This is a genomic window from Deltaproteobacteria bacterium (genome assembly GCA_026129095.1).
In the GTDB taxonomy this organism is placed as follows: domain Bacteria; phylum JAGRBM01; class JAGRBM01; order JAGRBM01; family JAHCIT01; genus JAHCIT01.
In genome coordinates, this window is sequence record JAHCIT010000003.1 from 53,264 (window position 1) to 79,457 (window position 26,194).

At 60.6% G+C, this 26,194-nt stretch carries 15 protein-coding genes; 13 read left to right on the forward strand and 2 right to left on the reverse strand.

Annotated features, from left to right (window positions below):
• Positions 1-4 precede the first annotated feature (4 nt).
• Both KIT79_05180 and KIT79_05185 read right to left on the reverse strand, forming a co-directional pair.
• Positions 5-430, reverse strand: a complete 426-nt coding sequence (locus KIT79_05180) for a hypothetical protein (protein ID MCW5828689.1) — start codon at positions 428-430, stop codon at positions 5-7.
• Positions 431-753: 323 nt separating this feature from the next.
• On the reverse strand, positions 754-3,894 hold the full coding sequence (locus KIT79_05185) for a polysaccharide deacetylase family protein (GenBank protein MCW5828690.1): 3,141 nt from the start codon (positions 3,892-3,894) through the stop codon (positions 754-756).
• Positions 3,895-4,330: 436 nt separating this feature from the next.
• Here KIT79_05185 and KIT79_05190 point away from each other — a divergent pair, with 436 nt between their 5' ends.
• The 13 genes from KIT79_05190 to dprA all read left to right on the forward strand — a co-directional run bounded on the left by KIT79_05190 (position 4,331) and on the right by dprA (position 26,160).
• Positions 4,331-8,161 carry a hypothetical protein gene (locus KIT79_05190; GenBank protein MCW5828691.1) on the forward strand — a complete coding sequence of 1,277 codons (3,831 nt, stop codon included), beginning with the start codon at positions 4,331-4,333 and terminating at the stop codon, positions 8,159-8,161.
• Between the two features lie 26 nt (positions 8,162-8,187).
• The gene (locus KIT79_05195) at positions 8,188-15,027 is read left to right on the forward strand and encodes a hypothetical protein (GenBank protein ID MCW5828692.1); all 6,840 of its coding nucleotides are present in this window, start codon (positions 8,188-8,190) and stop codon (positions 15,025-15,027) included.
• Positions 15,028-15,113: 86 nt separating this feature from the next.
• On the forward strand, positions 15,114-16,742 hold the full coding sequence (locus tag KIT79_05200; protein ID MCW5828693.1) for a CTP synthase: 1,629 nt from the start codon (positions 15,114-15,116) through the stop codon (positions 16,740-16,742).
• A gap of 249 nt (positions 16,743-16,991) precedes the next feature.
• The gene (gene rpoN / locus KIT79_05205; GenBank protein ID MCW5828694.1) at positions 16,992-18,461 is read left to right on the forward strand and encodes an RNA polymerase factor sigma-54; all 1,470 of its coding nucleotides are present in this window, start codon (positions 16,992-16,994) and stop codon (positions 18,459-18,461) included.
• Positions 18,462-18,588: 127 nt separating this feature from the next.
• Complete coding sequence (gene raiA / locus KIT79_05210) at positions 18,589-19,119, forward strand: ribosome-associated translation inhibitor RaiA (GenBank protein ID MCW5828695.1); 531 nt, start codon at positions 18,589-18,591, stop codon at positions 19,117-19,119.
• A gap of 109 nt (positions 19,120-19,228) precedes the next feature.
• A complete protein-coding gene (locus KIT79_05215; protein MCW5828696.1) occupies positions 19,229-19,708 on the forward strand; it encodes a PTS sugar transporter subunit IIA in 480 nt (159 codons plus the stop codon).
• 33 nt (positions 19,709-19,741) lie between these two features.
• On the forward strand, positions 19,742-20,698 hold the full coding sequence (gene hprK, locus KIT79_05220) for an HPr(Ser) kinase/phosphatase (protein ID MCW5828697.1): 957 nt from the start codon (positions 19,742-19,744) through the stop codon (positions 20,696-20,698).
• Positions 20,699-20,700: 2 nt separating this feature from the next.
• The gene (rapZ, locus tag KIT79_05225; protein ID MCW5828698.1) at positions 20,701-21,567 is read left to right on the forward strand and encodes an RNase adapter RapZ; all 867 of its coding nucleotides are present in this window, start codon (positions 20,701-20,703) and stop codon (positions 21,565-21,567) included.
• Between the two features lie 95 nt (positions 21,568-21,662).
• A complete protein-coding gene (locus tag KIT79_05230) occupies positions 21,663-22,094 on the forward strand; it encodes a PTS sugar transporter subunit IIA (GenBank protein ID MCW5828699.1) in 432 nt (143 codons plus the stop codon).
• A 38-nt stretch (positions 22,095-22,132) separates the two neighbouring features.
• Entirely contained in the window at positions 22,133-22,402 is a 270-nt protein-coding gene (locus KIT79_05235) for an HPr family phosphocarrier protein (protein ID MCW5828700.1), read from the forward strand.
• A 144-nt stretch (positions 22,403-22,546) separates the two neighbouring features.
• Positions 22,547-23,377: a tol-pal system protein YbgF gene (gene ybgF, locus KIT79_05240; GenBank protein MCW5828701.1), complete on the forward strand. Its 831-nt coding sequence runs from the start codon at positions 22,547-22,549 to the stop codon at positions 23,375-23,377.
• 71 nt (positions 23,378-23,448) lie between these two features.
• Positions 23,449-24,981 carry a LysM peptidoglycan-binding domain-containing protein gene (locus tag KIT79_05245; protein ID MCW5828702.1) on the forward strand — a complete coding sequence of 511 codons (1,533 nt, stop codon included), beginning with the start codon at positions 23,449-23,451 and terminating at the stop codon, positions 24,979-24,981.
• 15 nt (positions 24,982-24,996) lie between these two features.
• Positions 24,997-26,160: a DNA-processing protein DprA gene (gene dprA, locus KIT79_05250; GenBank protein MCW5828703.1), complete on the forward strand. Its 1,164-nt coding sequence runs from the start codon at positions 24,997-24,999 to the stop codon at positions 26,158-26,160.
• The last annotated feature ends 34 nt before the right edge of the window (positions 26,161-26,194 follow it).

The following is a 26,194-nucleotide window of genomic DNA, read 5'->3' on the forward strand; positions in this document are numbered from 1 at the left end:
GCAGCTAGATATCCATCAGCCCGAACTTCCGGAGCTTGGTGGAAAGTGTGCTTTGAGGAATCCCAAGCGCCTCTGCCGCATCGCCTTTCTTGCGGTGCAGTGTCAGGGCTCGCTGGATCAGTTCCTTCTCGGTCATTTCCAGATGTTCGGGAAGCGATAGCCCCTCCTGGACCTGGACCGGTTGCGCCTTCAGGTCACGCAGGGCAAGCTCGGCATGCGCCAGTTCGGTAACCACTGTGGGCGTCAGCGCCTCGTGCTGCTCAACGAGCCAGTTGACAAACCCCTTGGCAATGGACGGGTCGACCATGCAGGTCGGCGCAATGCGCGAAAGCGTCTGGAACAGATCCTGGACACGGTTCGCTGGAATACTGAACTTCGATATCGAAACCATCTGGTTAAAGCTGGTTTCAAGCTGGTGATCGGTGATCATCTGTACACCTTTTCCGGATCAAATATGTCAGGTCCGGCATTATTTCGGATGCCTGGAGGCCGACCGTGCTGGTATCTGGTTCCCCGGCTCGAAATCATTGCCGGACGGAAAGATAGCAGGACGTAGGGTCTCCGGAAAGCATGAAGCCCCAAAATAGCATGCCATGTGCATTTTTCGGGGAATGGTGGCTTTCTCCTTATCAGAGAACGCCTTGTGAGAACATCTTGCCGCATCATTTCGAACCATTGGGTGCACTGTTTTAATGGACGAGATTTATCTTTCTTGGGTCGAGGACGAGATGACGATTTTGCATGTGTCCCATCTCACGTTTCGTCTCCGAGCCACGTCGAAACCTTGACGAACCGGTAGCCGCGGTCGCGCCATTCGTCGATCAGGCGCGGAAGATGAAGACCGACCGAATCGTCGATCGGCCTGCGTGTACCTAGATGCATCAGGACGATCCCCCCGTTTACCCCTGCTTTCGACTGCCGTTCGAAGTCGAGCAACCGGTCGATGATCTTGGCGCCCGGCTGGTAGTTGCGGTCACTCCGGTTGATCACCCAGTCCAGCGAATCGAGCGTCAGGCTTCGCGTGTAGTCGCGGGTCCATCCGACATGCCGGTAGCCGAGTTCGTGCGCCCAGCGGAGAATCTGGGCGTTTACTTCGCCGTACGGGGCCCTCCAGATTTTCGCCATCTGCACGCCGGTGATCTCCTCGAATCTGGCTTCGGGCCGGAGAAGCTCCTCGTTGAACCACTCTCGGGTGACTTCCGGGCGTGTGTCATGGCGGTTGTTCTGTTCGTAGGTGGTGAGGTGGGGATGTGTCTGGGTGTGGTTGCCCACCTCATGCCCGTCCTGGACCATCTGGCGGACGAGTCCGGGGTTTTCATCCATGAATTTGCCCGTGAGAAAGATGGTGGTCTGGATCCGTTTCTGCCGGAGCGTATCGAGAATGACCTCGGCCCCCTCGGCGCTGTCACCGTCGAAAGTAAGGCCGATCTCACGCCGGTCGGTGGGACCGCGTTCGATATTCAACTCCCGGATGGCCGGGCGGGGTGGGGTGAGCCTGGCAGCGGCAGCGGGGGGGTGCCGTATGATCTCGCCGGTTACGGGCGGCGAAAACCCCTTGCCAGGGGTAAACGACCACAGTTCGAAACGGTGCGTACCCGTTTCCGCCGGAATCCGGTCGAAGAGAAACTTCCCGCCCCGGACAGGGACGGCGGCGAAGAATATCCCGTCAAGGTGAATGACGGCGCCTCCGGCCTGTTCGGCACGCCCAGCGATCGATACCGTGTCAGCTTGGGTCTGGACCGGAATGGGAATGTCGAGGACCGGAGCCGGGAGCGAGGCGGCCACCGCCCCCGGTGTGAACAGGTCGGCCTGGCCGGGAGCGAGCAGGGCGAGCCGCTCCTCGATACGGGACTGCCGCCAGAGCAGGGCCGTCAGGCCCGCGAGGACCAGGATTGTGATCGCTGCGGCAGCCACCCAGAGCTTCTGGTCGCCTGGAACGGGCTGCCGTGGCTGCTGACCGCTGCCTGCGCCGAGTGATTTTTCAATACGATGAAGAACGCCGATCACCTTGGAACTGGCGTCTCCGGCCGGTTCCGCAGGGACGGACCGGCTCCGGGAAATAGTTTCCACGGCCGCAAGCACGGACTGGATATGCTGTTCCTGCCGCTGGAGCCGCCTTTCGATGTCGTCCTGCAGTTTTTTCAGATGACCGGTGGAGTCGCTCCGGGCGGCAAGGGCAGCAAGATCAGCCTTGTAATGGGCCTGTCCGGACTGGATTTCCGCCTTGAGGGTATCGAGCGATTCCCAAAGCCGCCTTTCCCGGTCCTCGCCGTGCTGCGGTGACGGCTGACTGGCCAGCTTTCCCTCGATACGGGTGAGCAGGTTCGCCAGTTCTGCCGTGCGGCCGCTTTCGGCGAGCACCTTGCGGACGGCGGTGTCGAACGACCGCGAGAGACTCACGGTTTCCGCACGCAGGGCGGCGAGTTCGCTCCGTACAGCATCGTCGCCGGCAGGAGCCTGGCCATTGGCAGCAGCAGATGATGCCGATGGACCCAGGGCCGCTTCCAGTGACCGGATGCGTGTCCGGTGGCTTTCAAGAAGCTGCTCGTAACGCCGGACTTCCTCGCTCTGGTTGCCCACCAGTTCCGAGAGGAACTTCTCCCGTTCGCCCAGAAGCTGTTCCAGGCGGGTAATTTCCTGCGTGCGGTCTTCATGGACCTGGGCTAGCCGCCGGAGCTGCTCCTCGACGGATGCGACTCCGGTTTCGATACGTTCGGAAAGATGCCTGGAAGCCTGTTCGCGCAGGGCGCTGAGTTCGCTCCGGGCCGCTTCGGCTTCGCCGAGCGCACGGGCCAGTTCACCTTCGCGGCCTTCCAGAAGTGCTGCGAGCCGTTCCCGCTCGGACAGTAGGTGCGAAGCCTCGGCCCGGAGTGTCGCCGCCATGCTGTCCAGTTCGGCGATCCGGCCCTCCCGGCGTGCCAGTTCGCCTGCGGTTTCTGCACGATCCTGTTCAACGGCGGTGGAGAGTTCGGCTGCCCTCGCCTCGAAATGCCGGGCCCGCTCCTGCGCCCCCGAAAGGCTTGCCTGCAAGCGGGCAATCTCGGCATTCAGTTCGGCCGCCTGCCGGGCAGCGGCATCGAGCGCCGCAATGCGCTCCCGGCGTTCGGACTCCAGTTCCTGTGACAAGGTGGAAATCCGCTGCTGAAGCCCGTCTGCCTCGGCGGCGGAAGAGGCAAGGCGGGCCTCAAGGGAGGCAAGCCTCTCATGGGCGGTGCGAAGGGCGGCTTCGCCGGAATCAATCCGGCGGCGGGCCTCCATCCGCTCGGCAGCAGCAGTGCGGGCGAGTCCGGCCAGTGCCCGTTCCCGTTCGGCAAGCTGCGTGCCGGCTGCCGAAAGAAGGCCGTCGAGACGGCTGACTTCGCGTTCCAGCCGGATCGCGGTCTGCTGGTGGGTTTCGCGGGCGGCGGCCGCCTGTTCCAGTTCACCCGCGAGCCGGGCCCCGTCTGCACGCTGGAGGGATATCTCCTCCCGGAGGGCTGATATCTGCTGTTCCAGCCGGGTGGCCGCGTCGCGGCTGGCGGCCAGCTCGGCGCCCAGTTTTTCCCGTGCGCCTGTCAGCGTCGTGATCTCGCGGTGGAACTGCTCTGCCGCCGTCGCTGACTGGGCTGTTGCTTCCCTGAACCGGGCTTCACTGGCGGCAAGCTGATCTGTGGCAGCGGCCAGTTCCCGGGACTTTTCGTCGCGGGCCGAGATGGCTGCGGCCCGTTCGCCAGCGAGCTGTTCGATCTCCTGGCTACGTCCCGCCAGTTCCGACTGGAGCTGCCCGATCATTGCCAGGGCTTCGGCCCGTTCCCGGGAAGACTCGCGGGCGAGCCGGGCAAGAAGTTCTTCGCGCCCGGCCAGTAGCCTGGCGAGGCGGTCGATTTCTTCGTGAGTCCGGTCGTTATCGGTCATGGATGGATGTGGGCCTGGTATGGCCCCTGATTTCCTTAACTATCCAAATCTGCAAAAACAGTATGATTCCTCGGTAAGGTGGCCGCAATTAGACACCATCGCCTCTGACTCACCGCGTTGGCCGTTTGTCTTGGAAAAGTGATTTAAATCCTTTAAATGCTTGAACAATTCGCGTGTAATCATTCGTAACGGTGTTACCTGCTTTGGTTATGGGGGACCATAATAGTGACCATGGGTAACTTTCCGAAGGTGCGAAGCGGCACAGGTTCCTGGCAGAACTTCGCACGGTAGACGCCGGAATGCGTCCGGAACGGTAAATGGGGCTCAAAGGCCGGTCAGGATTTTCCGGCCGGGTCTTTGCAGGCTGCTGGTATTCAGGCGTGAAACCAGAACAGTTGAGCAGGAAATCAGGTTTCTTTTTCAGGGAGAGTGTCCGATGTCAGTAATCAGTATTCAATGCAGGCATGCAACGCCGGTTGCGGTGCTGGCGAACCTGTTGAGGCGGTTCGGGCTGGCCGCAACCGCCGCAGTCTGGGTACTCGCCGGCTGCGGCGGCGGAGGCGGGACAACCACCCAAACGGTAACCAGGACAGTGACGCGTGACGTACCGCGCAATGTGGTTTTTGGACTCACCACGACGCCCGCAGTTCACACCTGCACCGGGCCGACCAGCACCTGCATAGCCAATGGCCTCGACCAGTACCAGATATCTGTGACCGTTTCGGTTGATGGCGACGCCCCCGGAACGCAGGCGCCAGTGGCGCTGATCGTGACAGCACCCGAAGGAGCCCGCATCCACACGGATTCGGCGGCGGGCGCTCCCGGCTACCAGCAGACGACGGTCGCCGTCATTCCGGATGGACCGGCGACGATCGTTTATGTCCGCGCCACGTCGAATGGAACCTATACGGTCGAGTTCTCCCACCCCGATGCGGACAACCCCAATCTGGGCACGCTGGTCCGGATGGTTCCCGATCTCGCCTTCATTGCCGATCCCAATGTCCCGGTCGAGGTGGAGTTCTTCGAGGCGCTTGGTTTCGTGCCGGCCTTCGGCGGCACCACCACGGTCAAGGCGCGTCTCAAGAACGGCGAGGGCGACGTGATTACCGGCGCTGCGGCAGGACTGTTCCAGATCGCATTCACGTCAGTCACCGATCCGCTTGGATATTTCGATCCAGCTAATGGGATAGCCGTTCCATCCACGGCAGACGGAGTTGCAGAAGTCCAGTTTGGTACACTCGCAACCTATCCCGACGGCGGAACCATCACGTTGCGAGCCTCGCTGGTGGGGACGGCCCTGCACAATGACCGGCAGGTGACGATATTCGAGAACCTCGGTGCGCCGATCTATGCTGAATATGGCGTGATCTCGCGGGTAGCTGGTTCGCTTAACCCTCCGGCTCCGGCCCCTCCGGCCCTCCTTCCCCCTTCTCTCTCCTATCTGGCCAATGCTCCCGGCGGACTGGATGGATTTACCGGCAAGGATCTGAACCGCGCCGATACGTTCAGGCTGCAGGTCCGGGTTGTGACGGCGGACGAGTTCGCCCAGGGCGTGTCGTGCAACGCCCTCACGCCGGGCGAAGGAAATGTCGTCTGCATGCCTGGCAATGTTAACATGCAGATCGACTGCCTCGCCAACGACGAACTGGTCGCCGCTGCGGCCTGCCAGTTCTCCGCCAATCCCGACGGACCATGGCAAGCCAGTCTAACCATCAACTGTGGCGATGGAGATCCGAATACTACTGATACCTGTATCGGGGAGGTGTATCTCAAGATCGTATCCAATTCGGTCAAGGCCCGTTCTGCCAGCGGGTTTACCAAGATATTCCCGAGCCTGCGCGTCCAAACCATCGGTTCCATCTCGACAATCCCGACCCTGAACCGCCGGTACGATGACCAGGCGGCTGTGACGCCTACAAACCCGACATGGAATTCGAGGACATTCGCTGGTGTCAGCGTGGCGGGCGAGGAAAATCGTCTCCGGCTTCGCCCGGATATCTTGCTGCCGTTCATGGTGAAATGGGTCGAGCCGGTGACAGCCAGTGCGCCCACGGGCGGCTGCCAGATCATCCAGGGCGGCACGGGCAACCAGCGGATCGTCAAATGCACGGAAGATCCGTCCAAATATGCGTCGGTCTGCTTCGGCGAAGGGGCGGCGAACTTCAATCAGGGAACCTGTTCCTTTGAAATCCTGAACAACCGCTGCTCGCCGACTGAAGTGTTCCGGAGCGGCGTATGCACGGGCGGGGCCGGTGACGTGCCCCGCATTCCGCTCCGGCTGGAACTGCTGCCCTCCACCTGCCGTTCGGTGGCGGATCTGACGGACAATCCGGGTGACTGCTACCGGCAGGTACTGACCGAGGGCGGACTGCCGTCGAAGGTCAAGCTCGATTTCACCTATCTGGGACTGCAGGCGCAGCCGCCCTATGTCGTCCGTTCGGCGGGGCTGTTCCACAACTCCTCGGTTGCCGTGGGCGGCCAGGACAACATCAACATTGCTGAAGATATCGCGGCGGGATGGTTCCCGCTGGACAACGACATCGCGGAGTCCGGTTCGACGTTCCTGCTCCCGCCGCTGGTCAGCTCGACACCTGCGAATCCCTACCGTGTCCGGCTGGAGGTGGAGCCGGTTTCCTCCGGCACGACGGGGCTGAACAAGGAAGAGCAGAACGTGATCGTCAACCCCGGCTGCTTCGCGCCGGCATCTGTGACCTGCACCCGGACCACGACGGCCGGAGGCCCTGCCTGCCTTCAGCCACCGGCTAACCGGATTCAGGCGAACAACAACGCGGACAATGCCAGTTGCGCCCGCTTCTCATGTGAAGTCAAAACCTTCGGCCAGCTTTTTCCCGATACGGCGGTGGATAGCCAGGTGATGTGCCCCGCGGCGAGCGGGCCGTATGTCCTTCCGGATGACGCCAACTACCAGATACGTTTTATTGACGTGGGCCGGACGGTGGCCGGTGACGAGCCGGTGGGTGATCCCGATGGGCAGGAGATAGACGCTGATGGAGGCGCCGGGGAATCGAATGGTGTCGAGGTCCAGTTCTCGGAGTCGGGATCATTCCCGGCATCCAACAACTTCACAGCCCAGAACCAGACGGTCAATGTCGTTGGCGGGTTTGCCCATGTCTATGCCCGCGTCCGGAGCACCAGCCGGGCCAATGACCAGACAGCGAACATGATCGCCCGGCTGCGTTACACGGGTGGCAGCATCCAGCCAGCCACGCTGCTGCAGCAGCAGTTCAGCATGATCGTGAATCCGGACGGGACGCTGCCCGGCCAGGTGACGATCACGTTCCACCGGCCGAGCGAAGTCGTCGCGGGAACAGTCAACACGGACCCGATCCGCTCGCGCCACGCGGCGCTCGATTCAAGTTTCGCCGCCGCGTTTGGGATTACGACTGACGGAACGGTCAATGACTACCGTAACCAGACGCTGTTCTCGAAGGTCGCCCGCGTCCGGGTCCAGCGGCTGAACGGGTCCGACTACAACGGCACCGCTGTCGGGATCACTTTCGCGCTGTCCGGTTCTTCCGGTTCCCTGTTCCGTAACGACGGAGCCAACAACAACTGCCAGACGACCGCACCCGCATCTCCAGTCACGACATCGCTGGTCAGTTCCGCCCAGACGGCCTACGCCTGTGTCGTGTCGGATGGCAACGTGACCCTGGCGCCGAATGTGAACGCCACGACGACTGTCACTGCCACGCTCGCCAACTGCCCTGTCGCCAAGCAGCCGCTTTGCCAGACGACCGGCAACGTGAACGTCCGCAGCGTCCGGCGGCAGGTGACTTACCGTTTCCCGATGACGCGGACGAGCGGCACCGGTGCGGTTGATTTCGCCGGATTTACACTGAAAGCGTTCTTCAACGACCAGAACATCGCCTACGTGGCGGGAACGGCCACCGGCCAGGATATCCTGTCGTCGCTCGGGACGATCCAGAGCAACGTGTTCGGCACGAACGAACTGCGCGTCCTCAAGTCGGCCGGTGACAACGACTATCTGTTCCCGTCGGGCAGTCCCGGCAGCCGGGACGTGATCCAGACGATCTTCCGGATCAGGGAACAGTGTGCGTCCGCTGCCTGTGCCTTGCTTGCCGATCGAGTCGCGTATGATCCGGCGGCGGGGGAAATCACGTCGGTTCCCATTGGCACCGGCAACTCGGAGATATTCAGATACAACGCACTGGGTGAACCTGTCGCGGCAACGCTCAGGTTTGATCCTCCGTCTGGTGTCCATGCGGCACTGAACTACGGGCAATGATGAGGAAACCGGAGAGGTAACGGCACATGAAGATGCTCCTCGCGGTCCTCAGGAAATGGCGGCCGCCCCATTTGAAATCCAGAACAAGACTGGCGCTCCTGCTGGTCCTGCTCGCCGCGCCCCTCCGGGCGGAGGCCGCCGGCCTGTTCGGCGACGTCTATCCGCGTGGCGCGCCGGACGGCATCGTCAGCCTGGGCGACCTGCTGCTGATCCGTGCATTTGCACTTGGCGTAACGGTCCCGACCGAGGCCGAACTCAACGCCGCTAATGTCTTCCCGCTGTCGCTTTGCATCACCTGCCTTCCGAATGAGGTCAGGTTCCCCGATTTCGCAACCCGGTTCATCGGGGGCAATGACACGAATGCTAACGATCCGGGCGACATTACCATCGCCGACGTGCTCGTGATCGAGAAGGTCATCTTGGGCCAGATCATCCTGGGTTCGGGCCTTGCCCTGAACACGGTCGGGGCCATCAACCCGTCGAGCGGCGACACTTTCGGCGGAACGGTGGTGTCGATCAGCGGTAATGGATTTGCCGTGGAGCCTGGGCAGAAGCTCAGGATCAGTTTCGTGTTTCACAACGACGGAGGCCCGGCTGACCGGGTCGAATGCGTGATTCCGCAAGGCGTCTCGCCAGCCACCGTTGACTGCGGGCTTCCCTTTTCGGTTATCTCAATCACCAACAACACCATACAGGTGACGACCCCGGACGCATCCGGCCTGATCGAAGCGGGCGCGTTCGAGATCAGCGCCGCCATCCAGGTGGCGGTTCTGGACGCGGATGACATCGTCATCCAGGCGACGACTGACGCACTCACTGCGGGCAATTCGTTCACCTTCGCCCGAGGCGCGCTCCAGATCATCGCCATCGGTGGCGAGGACCAGGCAGGCTTCCCGCTGATCGAGCTTGGCGTGCCGCTGGAAACGTTCGTCTACGATTTCGTTCTGCAGTCGCCGGCCACTTCAAATACGCCCGATCCGCTGGCAGCGCCATACGTGACTTTCGTGGTGGATATTGTCGATCACTGCCCGGCGCTGCTGAATGACTCCGATTTCGAGATGATATTACCCATTAACGATCTGGGCCGGACACAGATAAGGGTGACGCCGCTGGCCGACTGTCCGTCGCACCAGGTTCGCGTTACGGCGACCGTTACCAACCTGTTCTCGTTCCCGATCATACCGGTCACACAGACCACCTTCGTGATCCCGGTCGCCGAGGCGGACCAGGGCGTTCTTCAGGTCGTGTCCGGGGCGGGGCAGATTTGTCCGTACGACACGACCTGCTCGCTGGACCTGACCGCGGATACTCCGGTGCCGGAGCCGATGGTCGTCAGCATCATCGACCGGTTCGGGCAGCCGTTCATCGGCACGATCAATGTGAACTTTGCCGACCAGCCGTTTGGTTTCGGCGGCCGGACCGGAAACCTGACCGATCCGGTCATGGCGCAGGGGACCAGTACGGCCTGCACCGGCACTGACATCAACAAGGATTGTTCGGCTGTTACCAATGTTCGCGTGAACTTTACCACGGGCGGATCAACGGACCCTGCGCTGAACAGTGCCGAATACGTCGTCCTGGCAACGGCCATAGGCAACCCGTCGCCGGGAACGTTCACCAATGCGACACCGATCATACCGGCCGGCGGAGTGACCTTCCGGATCCGGGCCGAACGCCCGGTGGGGACCACGATCGAATACGCTGACCCGGCGCTGGCCGACCGCGAGGCGGACCTGGTCAACGATATGGGGCCATTCGCGATGGGCGTGAAGGTCCGCGACCAGTGGGGGCGGCTCGCCACCAGCCAGGTCAACGTGCCGAACTGCGTGACCTATACAGCGCAGATGCCGGGCTTCACGTCGCCCCCCACGATTTCGATGACCGGCGGCAGCACGGTGAACTGCCCGGGTGACCAGCAGGTACCGCCGAACAAGCTTTCGGTCGAGGCGCCTGCCGGGACCGTTACGGAGAGCCTTGAGTTCGTGAGTGGTTCCCAGGGCGGGGTTATCACGGTGAGGGCGGCTATTACGTCACGGCCCGGTGCACTGGTGGACTTCCGGTTCGCCCTCGGCCTCTCGAACCGTCCGCCGCCACCAGTGAACCTCTCCCGGGTCATGGCCAGCCACCAGATACAGAACAGCCTCCCGGCGGCCCCGGACGGGACGACAGTCGGCAGCTTCCTCGTGCGTGGAGCGTTGGGGGCAGTCCGCAAATCGGAGGACGACACGGCGCCGTTTGGCAGCGGCACTCCGCCGACATTCACCCGCTATTCGGTCAGCGTGACCGACGGCGGGGCGATCACCGGCTGCGGGAATGTCAGTAATGGCATTACCGGCGGAGTAGGGCTGGATGGTACCGGCGACGTTGACCAGGGCCGTTTCGAGGTCGTGCTGACACCGCCGCCCACTACCGGCCAGCTTGCCATCAGTGTGTGGGATAACCTGAACTGCTCCGGCGAGCAGTCAGTCCCGAAGCTTATCGGATACACGAGCCGGTTCGATACCGGATACGTCTCCAACCGCTCCCGGTCGCAGCTCGACAAGCTGAGTCTGGATTTCTCCACGCCGGCACCCACGGTCCTCAATGTCGACACGGACCAGACTTACGGGCTCCAGGCGCTCCGGGTGACCGGTATCCGGCCTCAAGGGATCATGTTCTTCAGTTCCGATCCGGACCGGCTCGGGCCCGATGGCGAGCCGCTCATGGACCGGGCTATTGTGGTCAACGTGACGACCGGTGACCTGTCGGTGCTCCGGGTCAGCGAGGAAATCGTCGTGCAGGGCAACGACCTGAATCTCGTCGGCGGCGTGACGACGAACGTGGTCGAGTCCGTCAACTCCGATTTTCTCGTTGAACGCAACCACCACTGCAACCGGGATCTGGATTTTGAGAATGACTTCTTCCCGGACGTTTCCGACGACTGCTCGGTATCGGCGGGGGATATCCTGATCATCAGGCCTGGCACGCCGCTGGAAACCCGCCGGACGGTGACTGCAGTTCTGGGCGTTCCCGGCAACTCCCGCCGGCTGATCCTCAATGGTGACCTGAACCCGATCCAGGTATCGGAACCGGGCGTCCAGTTCCGCGTCATTTCGCGCTACCGGGAGATCGACGCGGATAACGACTACTTCACCACCAGTTCCGGCGCGGAGCCGGGGGTGACACGCACGCCGGTTCCGTACCCGGATCGTGACGAAACCAAGACCTTCGAGCAGGATCCGGGCCGGCTTTCCGGAGGTGCAGCATGGAAAGTCTCTCCGCGATATGTGGCAGGCTACTTCCCTGAAGATGGAATCGATGCAGTAGACATGCCGTCAACGGGCCTTGTCGGGGTTCTTGGCCGCTTCTTCGTTTCGGACCCGGTATACAATGCGCTGTATGCGTTCAATGTAGAGCGTGACGACGACGGGCAGATATCCTTCATCCGCCCCGATACAAAAGTGGAAACGTCGGGGGTGCCTCAGCCGAAGGGGGTGATTCCGCTGCTCTCGCTCAGGACGCCGGAGTTTAACGCGGTCCTGTCGTTTGCCGGTCCGACGCATCTCACCGTTGATCTTCAGGATACCAACGGAGATGACATCCTGGATTCGTCCGATGAGGCGTACCTCTATGTGGTCGTCGAATCGGATCCGAGCTCAACTACACATGGCGGGCTGTCGGTTTTCGCCCTTACGCCCGATCCGGCCTCGGGCGAAGACCCCGGCGATGAGTGGTTTGACGACGAGAACATTCGCTTCCCCTTTCAGGGAATCGAAGGCTGCGGGCCGGATACTCCCTGCTACCAGCACACGACCGCGATCTGTCAGGATCCGGGTCCCGGCGAGCGCGAATGGGTGATGTGTGAAGTCGATACGGACTTCGACCCGTATACGAACTCCTATGCATCGACGCGAACAAATGTGTGCTTTGATGTTGATGGCGATGGCATCCCCGATGCCTTCCTCCCGACCAATCCCAATTCGACCTGCGGGGCGACATCGGGTGTGGACCGGGTATCGGTACCCGTTCCTGATCCGGCCCGCGATACCGGCATTACGATGATCCTTGCGAGGCAGACGAACCTTCCGGGGGATTTCCTTTCCGGGCTGTTCACGTTGTCGAATGCGGAGGTTGGGGCACTTTACCGCAGTTCTAGGATACCGCTGACCTTCTGGAAGCCTTTCCGGTTTGAGATGCCACAGGTGCCCAAGGGGCTGAGGGAGCGAGTGCGTTCCGATGTGGGGTTCCTGACGGTCAGGACAACCTCCGACGACACGGTCCCTGACGCCCTGAATGACCGGCCGCAACTCGTTTATCCGGTCGATGTCCGGCCCGACCGGCAACGGTCCGGGGATGACCTGCTTTCCTCCCGGCTGGGCTACACAATAGCATTTGACGCCCCTGGTGGCGGCACCGGGGCAGGGCAGGCATATGGCTTTACCGCTTCCGACCCCAACCCTCAGGTTCTTCGCCAGTGTGTCATGGACCCGAATCCCAGGGTTACCGATACGCCGGGGCCGGACCAGCGGGACCGCGATGACATTGTTACGGTTCCCATCGACAAGCAGATCGCCGTAACAGGGCTGCCCGGCAACGGCCTGTTTGGGACTGACAATGTGAAAGGCACCGCGGACGATCTGGTGCAGCCGCAGGACATTCTGCTGTTCAAGACTGGGCCGTCCAGCCGGATTTACCGGTATACCGTCGTGAGCGTGGATACTGCAGTCCGGTTCACCGTCAAGGCCGACCAGTGTGATGGAGTGCCGTCTGGAGCCATTACGCAGTTCCGGATCATCGACAGCATGAACGTGATCGACCTCAAGGGTGTTTTCTCGCTTGCCGATCTCCCCACCGGGATAGCGATGCACCGGACCCAGACGGCACGGACTGAAACCCTCGGCGGTGGTATCGGCCGTGCACGTGCGCATCTTTTCGGCACCCGTGACGACCGTGGGACCAGCGGGACACCCACTGATGATCTCGACGACCGGCTGACGATGATGGTTACGGTCTCCCGCGGCGTGGCGGACGCTTCGCCCGACACGACGGAAACAACCATCGGCATGATCAATGTCTATGACCCGGGCCCGTCGGGAAGCACTGCTGATGACCGTGGATGTCTGCTGATGACCCTCGGTGATAGCGGTCCGTTGGCGCCCGCCCATGATGAACAGTGTGACGAGATGCAGGGTGAGAACTCGCTTAGCCCGGGGAACCCGGCGGTGAATCTGGCTTCGCCGAATACGGGTGCTGGCGGGGCGATTGTTGTTGAGGGCACCGACAAACTGGGCTTCCTGCTGAACACCAGTTCCAGCCAGATCCTCCAGTTCCGGCATGAACGGCAGGCGGCTGATGCCGGTCATGGCAATCTGCCGTGGATGAAGGTTTCGCCATACCCGGCCCTGACCTTCAACGAGATCACCTTCGAGACATCCCAGAACTTCCCGAGCCTGTTCCCCGGCGATGCCGGCCGTTTCTGGACTCCGGTAACCTATGACAGCAGTTCCGTGCGCCAGCGGATGATGTTCACACTGCCACTGGCGAACACGATTGCGGTCATTGAACAGCGGGATTTTGGTAATCCGCCGTCAGTGGTCCATGTAGGCAAGGTCGTGGATACGGACAACATCACCGGCGCGCAGAGCATCCGGATCGATACGGGCACATCCTCCAATGGTCCGGTCCAGCGCCTCGACAAGATTGAGAAATCTTTCTACTACGGTACAGCCGTGGGGGATTCGGTTCTCTTTGTGTCCGAGGTGGGGGGCGGTACCGGCCGTCTCGACCTGAACGTGGTTGATCCCCAGATCGACATGGCGCTTGACCAGAATGACGGGATTCCCGGTATCACGGGCCTCAGCGCTGGTCTTAGCGAAGGCCAGAGCACTGCCGACCTTTACCAGGTGATCGTCGATGAAGGCCGCAGCCGGGTATATATTGTCGCCAGTCCGAGCAACACTAACTACCGCATTGTGGCGCGCAGTCTCCATGACGGCTCGGAAATCAATCTGGTTGACGGCATCCCGAACTGTTCGACCATCAAGCAGATCCAGATCGTGACCGAGCCCCAGACCAACGCCCAACCCCAGTCATTTGCCATACGGGATAACCTGCTCCTCGTCGGTTACAATTTCGGTGTCCAGGACCAGCCGCGCCTGTTCTGGCTGAACCTCGACAACCTGCAGGCGGCCGATTTCAACGCTAACTGCACGGCCAATTTCCAGCATGGAAACGCCTATGTCGTTCCCCGTGGATCGGGTGGGAACGCGTATGCGGGCGATATCCAGGCGATCGAAATTGCCGGAGACCGGGCGCTGGTGGCGGGTGTGACGGGAAGCTCGCTCAAGCTGTCGGTGATCGATCTGACCCAGTTCTGGCGCTGGAAACCGGGCAGTTCTTGCCCCTCGACCGAGTGCCGTCCGCGCGATGCCGCACTATCGGCTGCCGGCAGCACGGCTCCGCTTGTGGTGGAATCCGGCGGAGGAGGCTCCGTGGTGCAGTTGCAGATCCATGGTGGAGTTGCATTCATGACCGTCGCCCGCGCGTCTGCGCCGCTGAAACGGGTACATGTAATTGATATTGCTCCGTATTCCGCTGCTCCGAATGGCGGTGGGAACGTCACCTTCCGGTCCCCGGTGAATGTGGCGGTGGTAAACGCTCCGGGCGGTGATCCTGCTGCCTCTGTGGTCGGTCCCGGCTGGCTCGTCATACCGAATCGTGAACGGGATACTGATGGCAACAACCTGACGCTAATCAATCTGACGACGCCCACATGGAACCGGACGACCCCACCCGTCATCAGTGGCTCGTCGGTGCATTACTACCCGGCAGGCGCTGAAGACGGGACTATCCGCGATTTTGAGTTCACTACGTTGCCGCCCAATTGAGTGAGGCCGGATTTTCTCTCCCTCCGGTTGACTGACCGGGAGGCCGGTTTATAATCCGCTCCCGGGCTTAGATTTCGGCTGCGGGAATGAAAACCAAATTTATCTTTGTAACAGGCGGCGTCACCAGTTCACTGGGCAAGGGGCTGGCGGCGGCCAGTATTGGGGCCATTCTTGAGGCGCGGGGACTCGAAGTAACCCTCATCAAGCTCGATCCCTACATCAACGTCGATCCCGGCACCATGAGCCCCTTTCAGCACGGCGAGGTGTTCGTCACCGACGACGGCACCGAAACCGATCTCGATCTGGGCCATTACGAGCGCTACACGCACGCGCTCATGACGCGGAACAACAATTTCACGTCCGGCCAGGTTTATCTGGAAGTGATCAACAAGGAACGCCGGGGCGACTATCTGGGCAAGACTGTCCAGGTGATCCCGCACATTACCGACGAGATCAAGCGGCGTGTGCTCATGGCGGCCGAGGGCAGGCACGCCGCAATTGTCGAGGTCGGGGGCACGGTCGGTGATATCGAAAGCCTTCCGTTTCTGGAGGCCATCCGGCAGTTCAAGTTCGACATTGGACGTGAACGGACCCTTTATATCCATCTGACGCTGGTACCGTATCTTCCCAGTTCAGGGGAGCTGAAGTCGAAGCCCACCCAGCATTCGGTCAAGACCCTGCGCGAGATCGGCATAGACCCCGATATCCTGCTGTGCCGCGTGGACCGGCCGCTTCCGGATGACATGCGGGAGAAGATCGCCCTGTTCTGCAACGTGGACCGGAACTGCGTGATCGCCGCCGAAGATGCCAAATCCATCTATGAGGTTCCCCTCAACCTCCACCGGGAAGGCGTGGACGAACGGATCGTCGAGAAGCTGAACATCTGGGCGAAGAAGCCGGATCTCTCCGCGTGGGAAAATATCGTCCGGAACCTTACGCAGCCGAAACACCACGTGGATATTGCTATCGTCGGCAAATATGTGGATCTCACCGAAAGCTACAAGTCGCTGAACGAGGCTCTCATTCACGGCGGGATTGCCAACGGTGCAAAAGTGAACCTGCATTTCGTGGATGCCGATGAGCTGCCGGAGGATTCGCTCGCCCGTCATCTGGACGGGTGTGACGGGATTCTCGTGCCGGGCGGGTTCGGCAAGCGCGGCACGGAGGGCAAGATCCGGGCGATCCAGTATGCCCGCGAAAATGGTATCCCGTTTTTCGGGATATGCCTTGGAATGCAGCTCATGGTGGTGGAGTTTGCCCGCCATGTGGGCGGGGTTCCGGATGCGACTTCCCGCGAGTTCGATGAAACCGGCAGGAACTGCGTAATCGACCTGATGGAAAGCCAGCAGAAGGTGACGGCCAAGGGTGGCACCATGCGGCTGGGTGCATACGAATGCCAGCTGCAGCGGGGTACCCTGGCGGCCAGGGCTTACGGCGCATTTGAAATCAGCGAACGCCATCGCCACCGCTTTGAGTTCAACAATGCCTTTCGAGAGCAGCTCCAGTCGAAGGGACTGATCTTTTCGGGACTCTCGCCGGACGGGAGCCTTGTTGAGATCAGCGAGCTGGAAAACCATCCCTGGTTCCTGGGGTGCCAGTTCCACCCTGAATTCAAAAGCCGTCCCACGTCGCCGCACCCGCTGTTCCGGGACTTTATCCGGGCCTCTATCGAGCATCAGAAAGGCCGCCTCCGGCCCACAGCAGTGGCCGGGTAACCACGTCGCACCACGGCTGGGTCCCGGCTCTCACCGGGCTGTCAAGGAATCTTGATAGATGCCCCTTTGTACCACTTGCTTCAGAATTCGCAGTCCCAAAAAATGCCTGTAGTAACAATTAGTTATGCCGCTACTTCTGGGACGGTATGATTTCTGCTGTGGACCATGCCCTTCATGGTTGGTATAATTTTCGCATATTGCCGTAAAAGTGCTCAAATATTGGTATAACTATAGGGAATTATTGGATAAATGTCCGTTGGACCCCGCCAGCAACTGAGTGTTGGTCTCAAGCAGAGCCAGAGTCTCAGACTTACGCCGCAATTGCAGATGGCAATCCGGCTGCTGCAGTACAACCGGCTCGAACTGGCCGAGCACATACAGCAGGAAATTCTCGAAAATCCGATGCTGGAGCAGGTGGAGGAGCCGCCTCTTTCACCGGAACTGGCTGATGCCCCCGCTGTCACCGCCCTTCCCGAAACTCCGGGCAAGGAACTGACCGGGCAGGAGGGAGAGGGCGTCGGCGAGTTCGACTGGGACAGCTACCTCGAATCCTACAATATCGAACGGGCCCACCCCTCGCTTTCCTCCGAGGGGATGGACGACGAAACCCGCGAATTCATCCAGTCGTCCATCTCGCGCCCTGACACTCTGGTTGAGCACCTGCTCTGGCAGGTAAAGGTCGCCGATTTTGGCGAAAAAGAGCGCCTGATTGCAGCCTGGTGCATCGAGAACCTCGACGACCGGGGTTACCTCGTTGCAACGGCTGAGGAAGCGGCCCAGGCCACAGGTGCCAGCGAGACAGAGGTTGAAGTGGTGCTGGCCCGGCTACGGCTGCTGGACCCGCCGGGGATCTGTTCGCGCAACTTGCGTGAATGCCTGCTCGCCCAGCTCGAAGTGCTTGGCTTCGAAGGTTCGCTGGTCTGGGAACTGGTGGACAAATATCTGGAAATGGTCGATGGCCGGAACCTGAAACCGCTGGCCCGGAAGCTGAAGGTCGAACCGGAACAGGTGTCAGAAGCCCTGCATTTCCTGAAAACCCTGGAGCCGGTTCCGGCCCGGAACTGGCAGGACAGTGACGATAACCGCTATATCGTTCCCGATGTTTATGTCGAAAAGGGCCCGGACGGTGAATACCGGGTTGTTCTTAATGAGGACGATATCCCTTATGTCCGGGTTAATCATCAGTACCTGGGGCTGCTGCGCCGGCAGGCGGCGGGCGGGTCCAAGGATACCCGGGAATACGTCCAGCAGAAGCTCCGCAGCGCCGAATGGCTGATCAAGAGCGTTTATCAGCGCAAACGCACCATTCACCGGGTAATGGAGGCGATCATCGAATTCCAGCGGGATTTCCTTGATCACGGGGTTTCCCATCTCCGCCCCCTGATCCTGCGGGATGTGGCTGAAAAGATCGGAATGCATGAATCGACCGTCTCCCGGGTGACCAGCAATAAATACGTCCAGACCCCCCGTGGAATTTTTGAGCTCAAGTATTTCTTCAACTCGGGTATTTCGACTACCTATGGCGGCGCGGTGGCGAGCGAATCGGTCAAGGAAAGACTGAAGAAGCTCGTCGGCGAGGAGGGCGACAAGCCGCTGACGGACATGGAAATTGTCAGCCGCCTGAGGGAGGAAGGCATTACGATCTCCCGCCGGGCGCTGACGAAATACCGTGAGCAGCTTGGGATCCCGGCCTCCTCGAAGCGCAAGAAATTCTATTGATGTGGCGGCGGCAAGGCGGAGCCGCCACGGCAGCCGGGAGACAGGCCAGATCTCCGGCTCCGGAACATCCGCCCTGATGAAAGGAACCGGTATACCGGATATGCAAGTCAACGTAAGTTTCAGACACATGCCCTCAAGTGACGCTTTGCGCTCTTATGTGGAGACGAAGCTCCTGAAGGTGAAGAAATACCTCGACGAACCCATCGAGGCCCATGTCGCCCTGACTGCGGAAAAAACACAACACCGGGCATCGATACAGATCGATGCACACGGAACGCGGGTCAAGGCCGAGCATTCGACTACCGATATGTACGCGACGGTTGACCTGGCTGTCGACAAGATCGAGAAGCAGCTCCGCCGGCACAAGGACCGCATGAAGGAGCACCATGCTACGACTCATGCCGGTTCCCTGCGGATGGCCCAGAAGGAAACCATCCGTAAGCCCTCCCGGGCGGCCGAGCCGCGTGCCGGGTCGAACCTGCAGATCATCCGGATTGAACCGATCGACGGAAAGCCGATGACCGTCGATGAGGCGTCCCTGCAGCTGGGGTTCATGAAGAACCGGTTCATCGTGTTTCGCAATATGGAGTCGGACGAAGTGAACGTCCTCTACAAGCGCAAGGACGGTGCCTTGGGGCTGATCGTGCCTGGACGGTGATATGCCACAGATTCATGAAAATCGGCATTCGCGACCGCTGGCTATTGCCCGTATGGAACCTGTCAGCTAACCGGAGCCTGTCGTTGGGCTAACGGCGTAATTTCCCGGATTGAGCGGTACGGTTGCGGTGAAGATCAGGCAGATTCTGATGGAAGCAGCCTACACGCCGGCACTTTCCGGTTCGACCTCGGATCATGTACTGCGGGAGATCGCTACGCTGGCCGCCACGGGCGGCCGGGTGGATGCCGACTCCGTGCACCGGGCGCTATCCGAGCGTGAGCGGCTGGGGTCAACAGCCCTTACAGATGGGATTGCAATCCCCCACGGCAAGCTGCCCGGCCTCAAAGATGCCGTGGTGGTAGTAGCCCGGCATACTGGGGGAATCGAGTTTGGCGCACTGGATCACCAGCCGACGCGGCTGTTTGTGGCGCTGCTGGCTCCGGACAATGATCCCACGCACCATCTGAAAGTGCTCGCACGGCTGGCCCGGCTCCTCAAGGAGCCCGAATGCCGCCAGAAGCTGATCGAGAGTGTGACGGCCGAGGCGATGAATCAGGCCTTTATCGACGCGGACGACCGGGTAGCCTAGACTTTAGCGGTCCGGCTCCCGGAGGCCCCGCGCATGCTGAAACTGTCCGACCTGCTGACGCCCGACGAGTACGCACTGGATCTGGTGCGGCTTGCAGGTTCAGATGCCGCGCTCGGCCAGAGCATTACCTCCGCCAAGGTGCAGAAGACGGGATTGCACCTGACGGGCTTCCTGGAGCACCACCACCCGGACCGGCTTCAGCTGCTTGGCAAGGCCGAGATCAGCTACCTCGACAAGGGCGGGCAGGAAGAAAACCTGGACCGCCTGATTGGCGCCGGTATTCTCGCCTTTGTCGTTACTTCCGGGCTGCCTGCACCGGATGTGCTCCAGAAAGTGTGTGAGAAGCACGACGTCCCGCTGTTATGCACACTTCACGACACGACGGTTTTTGTCCAGCGCATTTCCCGGCGGCTGGAAGAAGCGCTCTCGGAGAGAACAACCGTGCATGGCGTCCTGGTGGACGTGTTCGGCATCGGTATCCTGCTGACCGGGAAAAGCGGCATCGGAAAAAGCGAATGCGCGCTGGATCTGGTGCTGAATGGTCACCGCTTCATTGCCGACGATGTGGTGGAGATCGTCAAGGTCCCGCCGACGAACCTGATCGGAATGGCCAGCGAGGTGCTTCAGCATCACATGGAAATCCGCGGCCTTGGCATACTGAACATGCGTGAACTATTCGGTATTTCCTCTACCCGCGAGCGGAAAAAGATCGAGCTGGTCGTGCAACTGACAGACTGGAAGTCCGAGCAGGACTATGACCGCCTGGGGCTTGATGACCGGTTCCATGAGCTGATGGGCGTCAAGATTCCGATGCTGATAATTCCCGTCACGCCCGGCCGAAACATGACGGCGATACTGGAGGTCGCTGCCCGCAACCAGATGCTCAAGTACCGGGGCATTTACTCTGCCAAGGAGTTTGAGGAACGGCTGGTGCGGAAGATTTCCGAGCGACGCCAGTCACGGCCGGTGACTGATGAGGACATCGAATAATCATGCGCTTGGTGCTCGTTACGGGTCTGTCGGGAGCAGGGCGGACCACCGCTCTCAAGGCTTTCGAGGATCTTGGCTGGTTCTGCATTGATAACCTGCCGCCGGCACTCCTTCCCGGACTGGCAGACCTGCTGGATCGCACGCCCAAAGCCGATGACCGGGTGGTTGTCGGCATTGACGTGCGCGAGGGAAGATTCTGGCCCGGCCTTGAGCCCGCGCTCCGGGAGATTCTCCGCCGGGGGTCAAGGCCGGAAATCATCTTCCTTGAGGCTGCCGGAGATGAACTGATCAAACGGTTCGGCATGACCCGCCGGCGGCCACCGCTCGCCGTGGGCTCCGATTCGGTCGCCGAAGGACTCCAGAAGGAACGTGCATTGCTGGAGCCGCTTCGCAGCCAGGCGGACCGGGTGATCGATACGACCGGATTTTCCGTCCATGACCTTCGCTCGCATATCGTCCGCCAGTATGGTGGTGAAAACCTCGACGAAAAGTCACTGCTGGCTGTTACGATTGTATCGTTCGCCTATAGGAACGGAATCCCGCCGGATGCGAGCTTCATCTTTGATGTGCGTTTCCTGCCCAATCCATACTGGATCGATTCGTTGCGGGATCGCACTGGCCTCGATCAGAGTGTCTATGACTACGTGCTGGGCCAGCCGGCTGCTGCGGGGTTTGTATCCCTGCTGGACCAGCTTCAGGGAGTCGTCCTGCCGGCTTATGCACATGAAGGCCGTAGCCAGATTACGATCGCCTTTGGTTGCACGGGGGGCCAGCACCGGAGTGTGGTCATGGCCCGCTGGCTGGAAAAGCGGCTTTCAGGGCAGGGCTACCAGGTCCGGACGAGGCACCGGGATCTGGCGGGAGTATGAGCATTGAATGGGTTTGACCTCTCCCATGCAGGACGCTACCCCATCGTCGGCCAGATTCGACCGGGTCTCCCGGCGCGTGAAAGGTACCAGCAGAAATGATCGGGATTGTGATCGTGACCCACGCGTCGCTCGGACAGGCGCTTAGGGAGGCCGTCGAATTCATCGCCGGCAAGCAGGAGCAGGTGGAAGTCGTCGGCCAGGGCGTGAGCGATCCGCCCCAGGTTTCATCGGAACAGCTGAAAGCGGCGATCAAGAAGGTGGATGCCGGCGAAGGTGTGCTGATCCTCACCGACATGTTCGGCGGTACGCCTTCAAACGTCAGCCTCGCGTTCCTGGAGCCTGAGCGGGTAGAGGTTCTTTCGGGAGTCAACCTTCCGATGCTGCTCAAGATGGTGACGAGCCGGCAGAACCGGCTCGGCGTTGTTGAGCTGGCGCACGAACTGAAGGCCGCGGGCCGCCAGAATATCTCCCTTGCCAGCGAGATCATGGCTCCCGGCAAGAAGACCGAAAAATCCCAGGTGGGATGACGTCACGTTCTTTGCCGGGGGGAAACGGAACGGGGAACATGCCGACGCTGCGACTCAAGATTATTAACCGCTTGGGACTCCACGCCCGGGCATCAGCCGTGCTCGTCCAGACTTTCCAGAAGTTCAAGTCCGAGGTCTGGCTCTCCAAGTCCGGCCAAACGGTGAACGGACGCTCGATTCTGGGTGTACTGACGCTCGCTGCCTCGCAGGGCGAGGAGATTGAGGTTACAGCCGAGGGCGAGGACGCTGACGATTTACTGACCGCTGCCCGGACGCTGGTAGCCAATCGCTTTGGCGAAGAGGCCTGATAACCCTAATTTACCCTCAAAGAAGTTGAGGTTCACTTCTTTGTCCACTTATTGAACAGCTATTGGTCTTGACATTAAGCGGCCCGTAATCCTTAATAGCAATGTTCCTCCTTCCCCACTCAAGAGAGCGAAGCTCTTTTTGAAGTGATTTTCCGTTGTACCAACTGTCTCCAGACTGCCGTGCTGGCGCTTGCGCTGGCTGCATCTGCTTGTGCCGATAAGACTGTTCAGCAACAGCAGGGAGACCGGCTGGCAGCTGTCGAGGCGCAGCTTATTTCACTCCAGGCGCAACTCGACCAGATGCAGAGTTCGATGGATGATAACCGGTCAGCCGTACTGATTCTGGAAGACAAGCTGGATACCGCCCGCCAGTACATCAACACGATCAAGACCAATCAGGAACTCAAGATCATTCGCGTTACCCCGGAAATGATGGCATCGGCCTCGGATCTCCCGCCGCAGCCGTCAGCCCCTAGGGCTCCGGAAAAACCCAAGGTGCCGCCGCTGGCATCCGCGAGACCCGCGCAGCCGAAGCCAGCAGAGCCAGCCGCACCCGTCCAGGTCGCTACCGGCCGGACCAGCGACTATTCGAAGCCGCTGGAACTGTACGGGGCTGCGTTCAAGTTGTTCGAGGCCGGTCAGTATGATGAGGGGATGGAGCTTTTCCGTGAATTTGTCCGGCGGTGGCCCAAGCACGACTATGCGGACAACTCCCAGTACTGGATTGGCGAGTGTTACTATTCGCGTTCGCAGTATGAACAGGCGATTACCGAGTTCGAACAGGTATTGAAGCGTTACCCCACAGGGAATAAGGCACCAGACGCCCTACTTAAGGTAGGGTTTTCATTGCAGAATTTAGGAAGGGATCGGGAAGCCAGATCCACGCTCCAGAAACTGCTCAACGAATATCCATTTTCTGACGCTGCCCCCAAGGCCCGTCAGCGACTGGCCGATTTGGCCCAAAACAGGAATTGAGTATGATGTACCGAAACGAAATGCCCCATGGAGTTATAAAACAGGCCATTGGCCGGGCCCGGAGTACGGAAATGATGGACAGAATACTGGGACGAATATTGCGGCATGGGTGGCGATGGGCCCTCATTCTGGGCGCTATCGGCTGGATGACGGCGACTGCTGCTGCTTGGGCCGCCGATGCCGCTGCCACCCCCGCCACCCGGTCAGTCATAGAAATGCAGGACCAGATCGCGACCGATGACCCCGCCCAGAACGTGCGCGATCGCGTGGCGACGGGAAGCAAGGTCGATCCATCGGTGGAACAGTCTGCCCCCGGCGAACCGCCTCAGGTCTATATCGTCCGGCAGGGTGACACCCTGTGGGATATCGCTTCACGCTTCCTAAACGATCCGTTCCGTTGGCCGCAGCTCCATGAAAACAATCCGCAGATCATGAATCCACATCTGATCTACCCGGGCGAGCCGATTACCGTGTATCCGCGGGAATCGCTGAGCATGGCGGGCCAGGCTGTCGTCGAAGCCCAGTCGCGGGAAGATCGCAGCGAGTTCGCGGAGGAAGAAATCGAGGCGGAAGCGGTTGCAATCACAGAAGAGGCAGCCGCCGCTGAACTCGCGGAAGAAGCGATCGCTGAACCAGAACAGCTTCCGGACATGGAACGTGAAGCTCGGGAGCAGTATTTCGAGAGCTTTGATCAGAAGGACGAAATCCAGGTATTCGATGCCGAGGCCGTGGAACTGCTGTCGAAAAAGCGTGCCGTTTCCCAGTTCGACCGCACCCGGTTCGTCTATCCGCGCGCGGGCACCGAAGGCGTTGTTGAGTTTGTCGACAAATCGTTTGTGAGTACCGCCGGAGTGATTCTCGGCCAGGAAGACGAGAAGAAATTCGACCGGTTGTCGGTGTCCGATATCGTGTACATCAACCGCGGCACCGATCATGGCGTCGCACCCGGACACCGCTTCTGGGTGGTTCGCGACGAACAGGCTCTCAAGCACCCGCATACCGGCAAGATGCTCGGTAACATCTTCCGGGCGGTTGGCATTCTTCAGGTCAAGTCGGTGCAGCCCGGCCTGTCTACCGCAGTCATCAAGGTGTCATATGAGGAAATCTCTCCAGGCGACGAGAAGTTCTACGGCATAGATACCAAGGATTATGTCATCCCCTACTACCAGCCGCCTACCGATTTCCCCATCAGGGTATCGGAAAAGCAGATTGAGGCGGTTCTGGTCGGCACCCAGGGCAAGATCATGGGCATTATGCCGAAGATGATGATCTATCTGGACAAGGGCGAAAACGACGGCCTGACCGCCGGGACGCTGCTGTCGATCTCCCGGCAGAACCGCACGGCTGCCGACCCTGAACTGCTCGGCCGTGTCCGCCTGCCTGACATCCCGATCGGGGAGGCGATTGTTGTCCGTACGACCGGCAGTACCGCCACCGCCTACGTCACATATCTCCTGCAGGAGGCGATGATTGGCGACCGGGTGCTGACAGCCGACAACTCGATCCTGTTCAAACGGCCCACGTCGCAGGTAAGCGCAGACGCTGAAACTTCACGGGCCGTGTACGAGGTCAACCGGGAGCGCGAGAACCCGTTTCTTCCCTGAACCCGGAGACGGGCGATGACCGGCGATTCGGAACTGGCCCGCTGGACACTGCTGGGCGTAAGCGGCATTGGCGCCGCGACGTTTGCGGCCCTGATGGAACGGGGCGCGGATGCCGCTGCCATCTTGAGGGATCCGGGTGCCTGGCAGCCGCCGCTCAAGGCATCTCAGGTCAGGGCAATCCGGGAGTTCAGGGGGCATGACGAAGCCGCACGTGACATGGCGCGGCTGAAAGAGATTGGCGCCTCCTGTATCTGGTGGGATTCACCGCAATACCCCGGACTGCTCAGGCAGGTGTCTCCGCCGCCCCCGGTCCTGTTTTGCCTGGGTGACGGCCAACCGCTTCTTGACGGATATTCGGTCGCCATTGTCGGGACACGGGATCCGTCTTCCCATGCGGAAGGACTTGCCTATGAGTTTGGACAGGAACTGGCGAAGACAGGAATCACGGTGGTAAGCGGGTTCGCATTCGGTATCGATACTGCCGCCCATCAGGGTGCACTGGATGCTGGCGGACGCACTATTGCCGTTCTGGGCTGTGGACTCCGTGTCGAATACCCCAGACGCACCGACGGGCTGAAAGACCGCATACGTGCTGGCGGGGCACTGGTGAGTGAGTTCGGACCCGATACCACTCCGCGGCCTGAATTCTTCCGGCAGCGCAATCGTGTCATCAGCGGACTTTCGATGGGTGTGCTTGTTGTCGAAGGAATGGAGACATCGGGTTCCCTGGTTACTGCCCGCCATGCGCTCGAACAGAACCGTCTGGTATTTGCCGTCCCTGGCCGTGCGCGGGACCCTAGGGCTGCCGGCCCTCACCAGCTTCTTCGGGAAGGCGCGATTCTCGCCGAATCTGCGGCCGATGTGATCGAACAGATCGCGCCGATGCTCGCCAGCAACCGCTCCAGTGCGCAGTATGCGGCATTGTCTGGCAAAGGGCAGCCAGGCAGGACAAAACAGGACTTGAGGCAGGAAATAAACCCGTTTGCCGAAAGTCCGCTAACCTCCCGACTTTGGGAGCTTTTATCGTCATCGCCAGAGCACATTGACGCGCTGGCATCGAAAAGTGGTCTTGACGTTCAGCAAACCATGAGCCTACTTCTTGAAATGGAATTGACGGGGCGGGTCGTCCAGTCAGCAGGAATGCAGTTTGCGAGGCAGGACACCAGGGGGCGGCGCTAGGCGCGTTTCGCCGTTTTGCTTTTGTACCTGACCG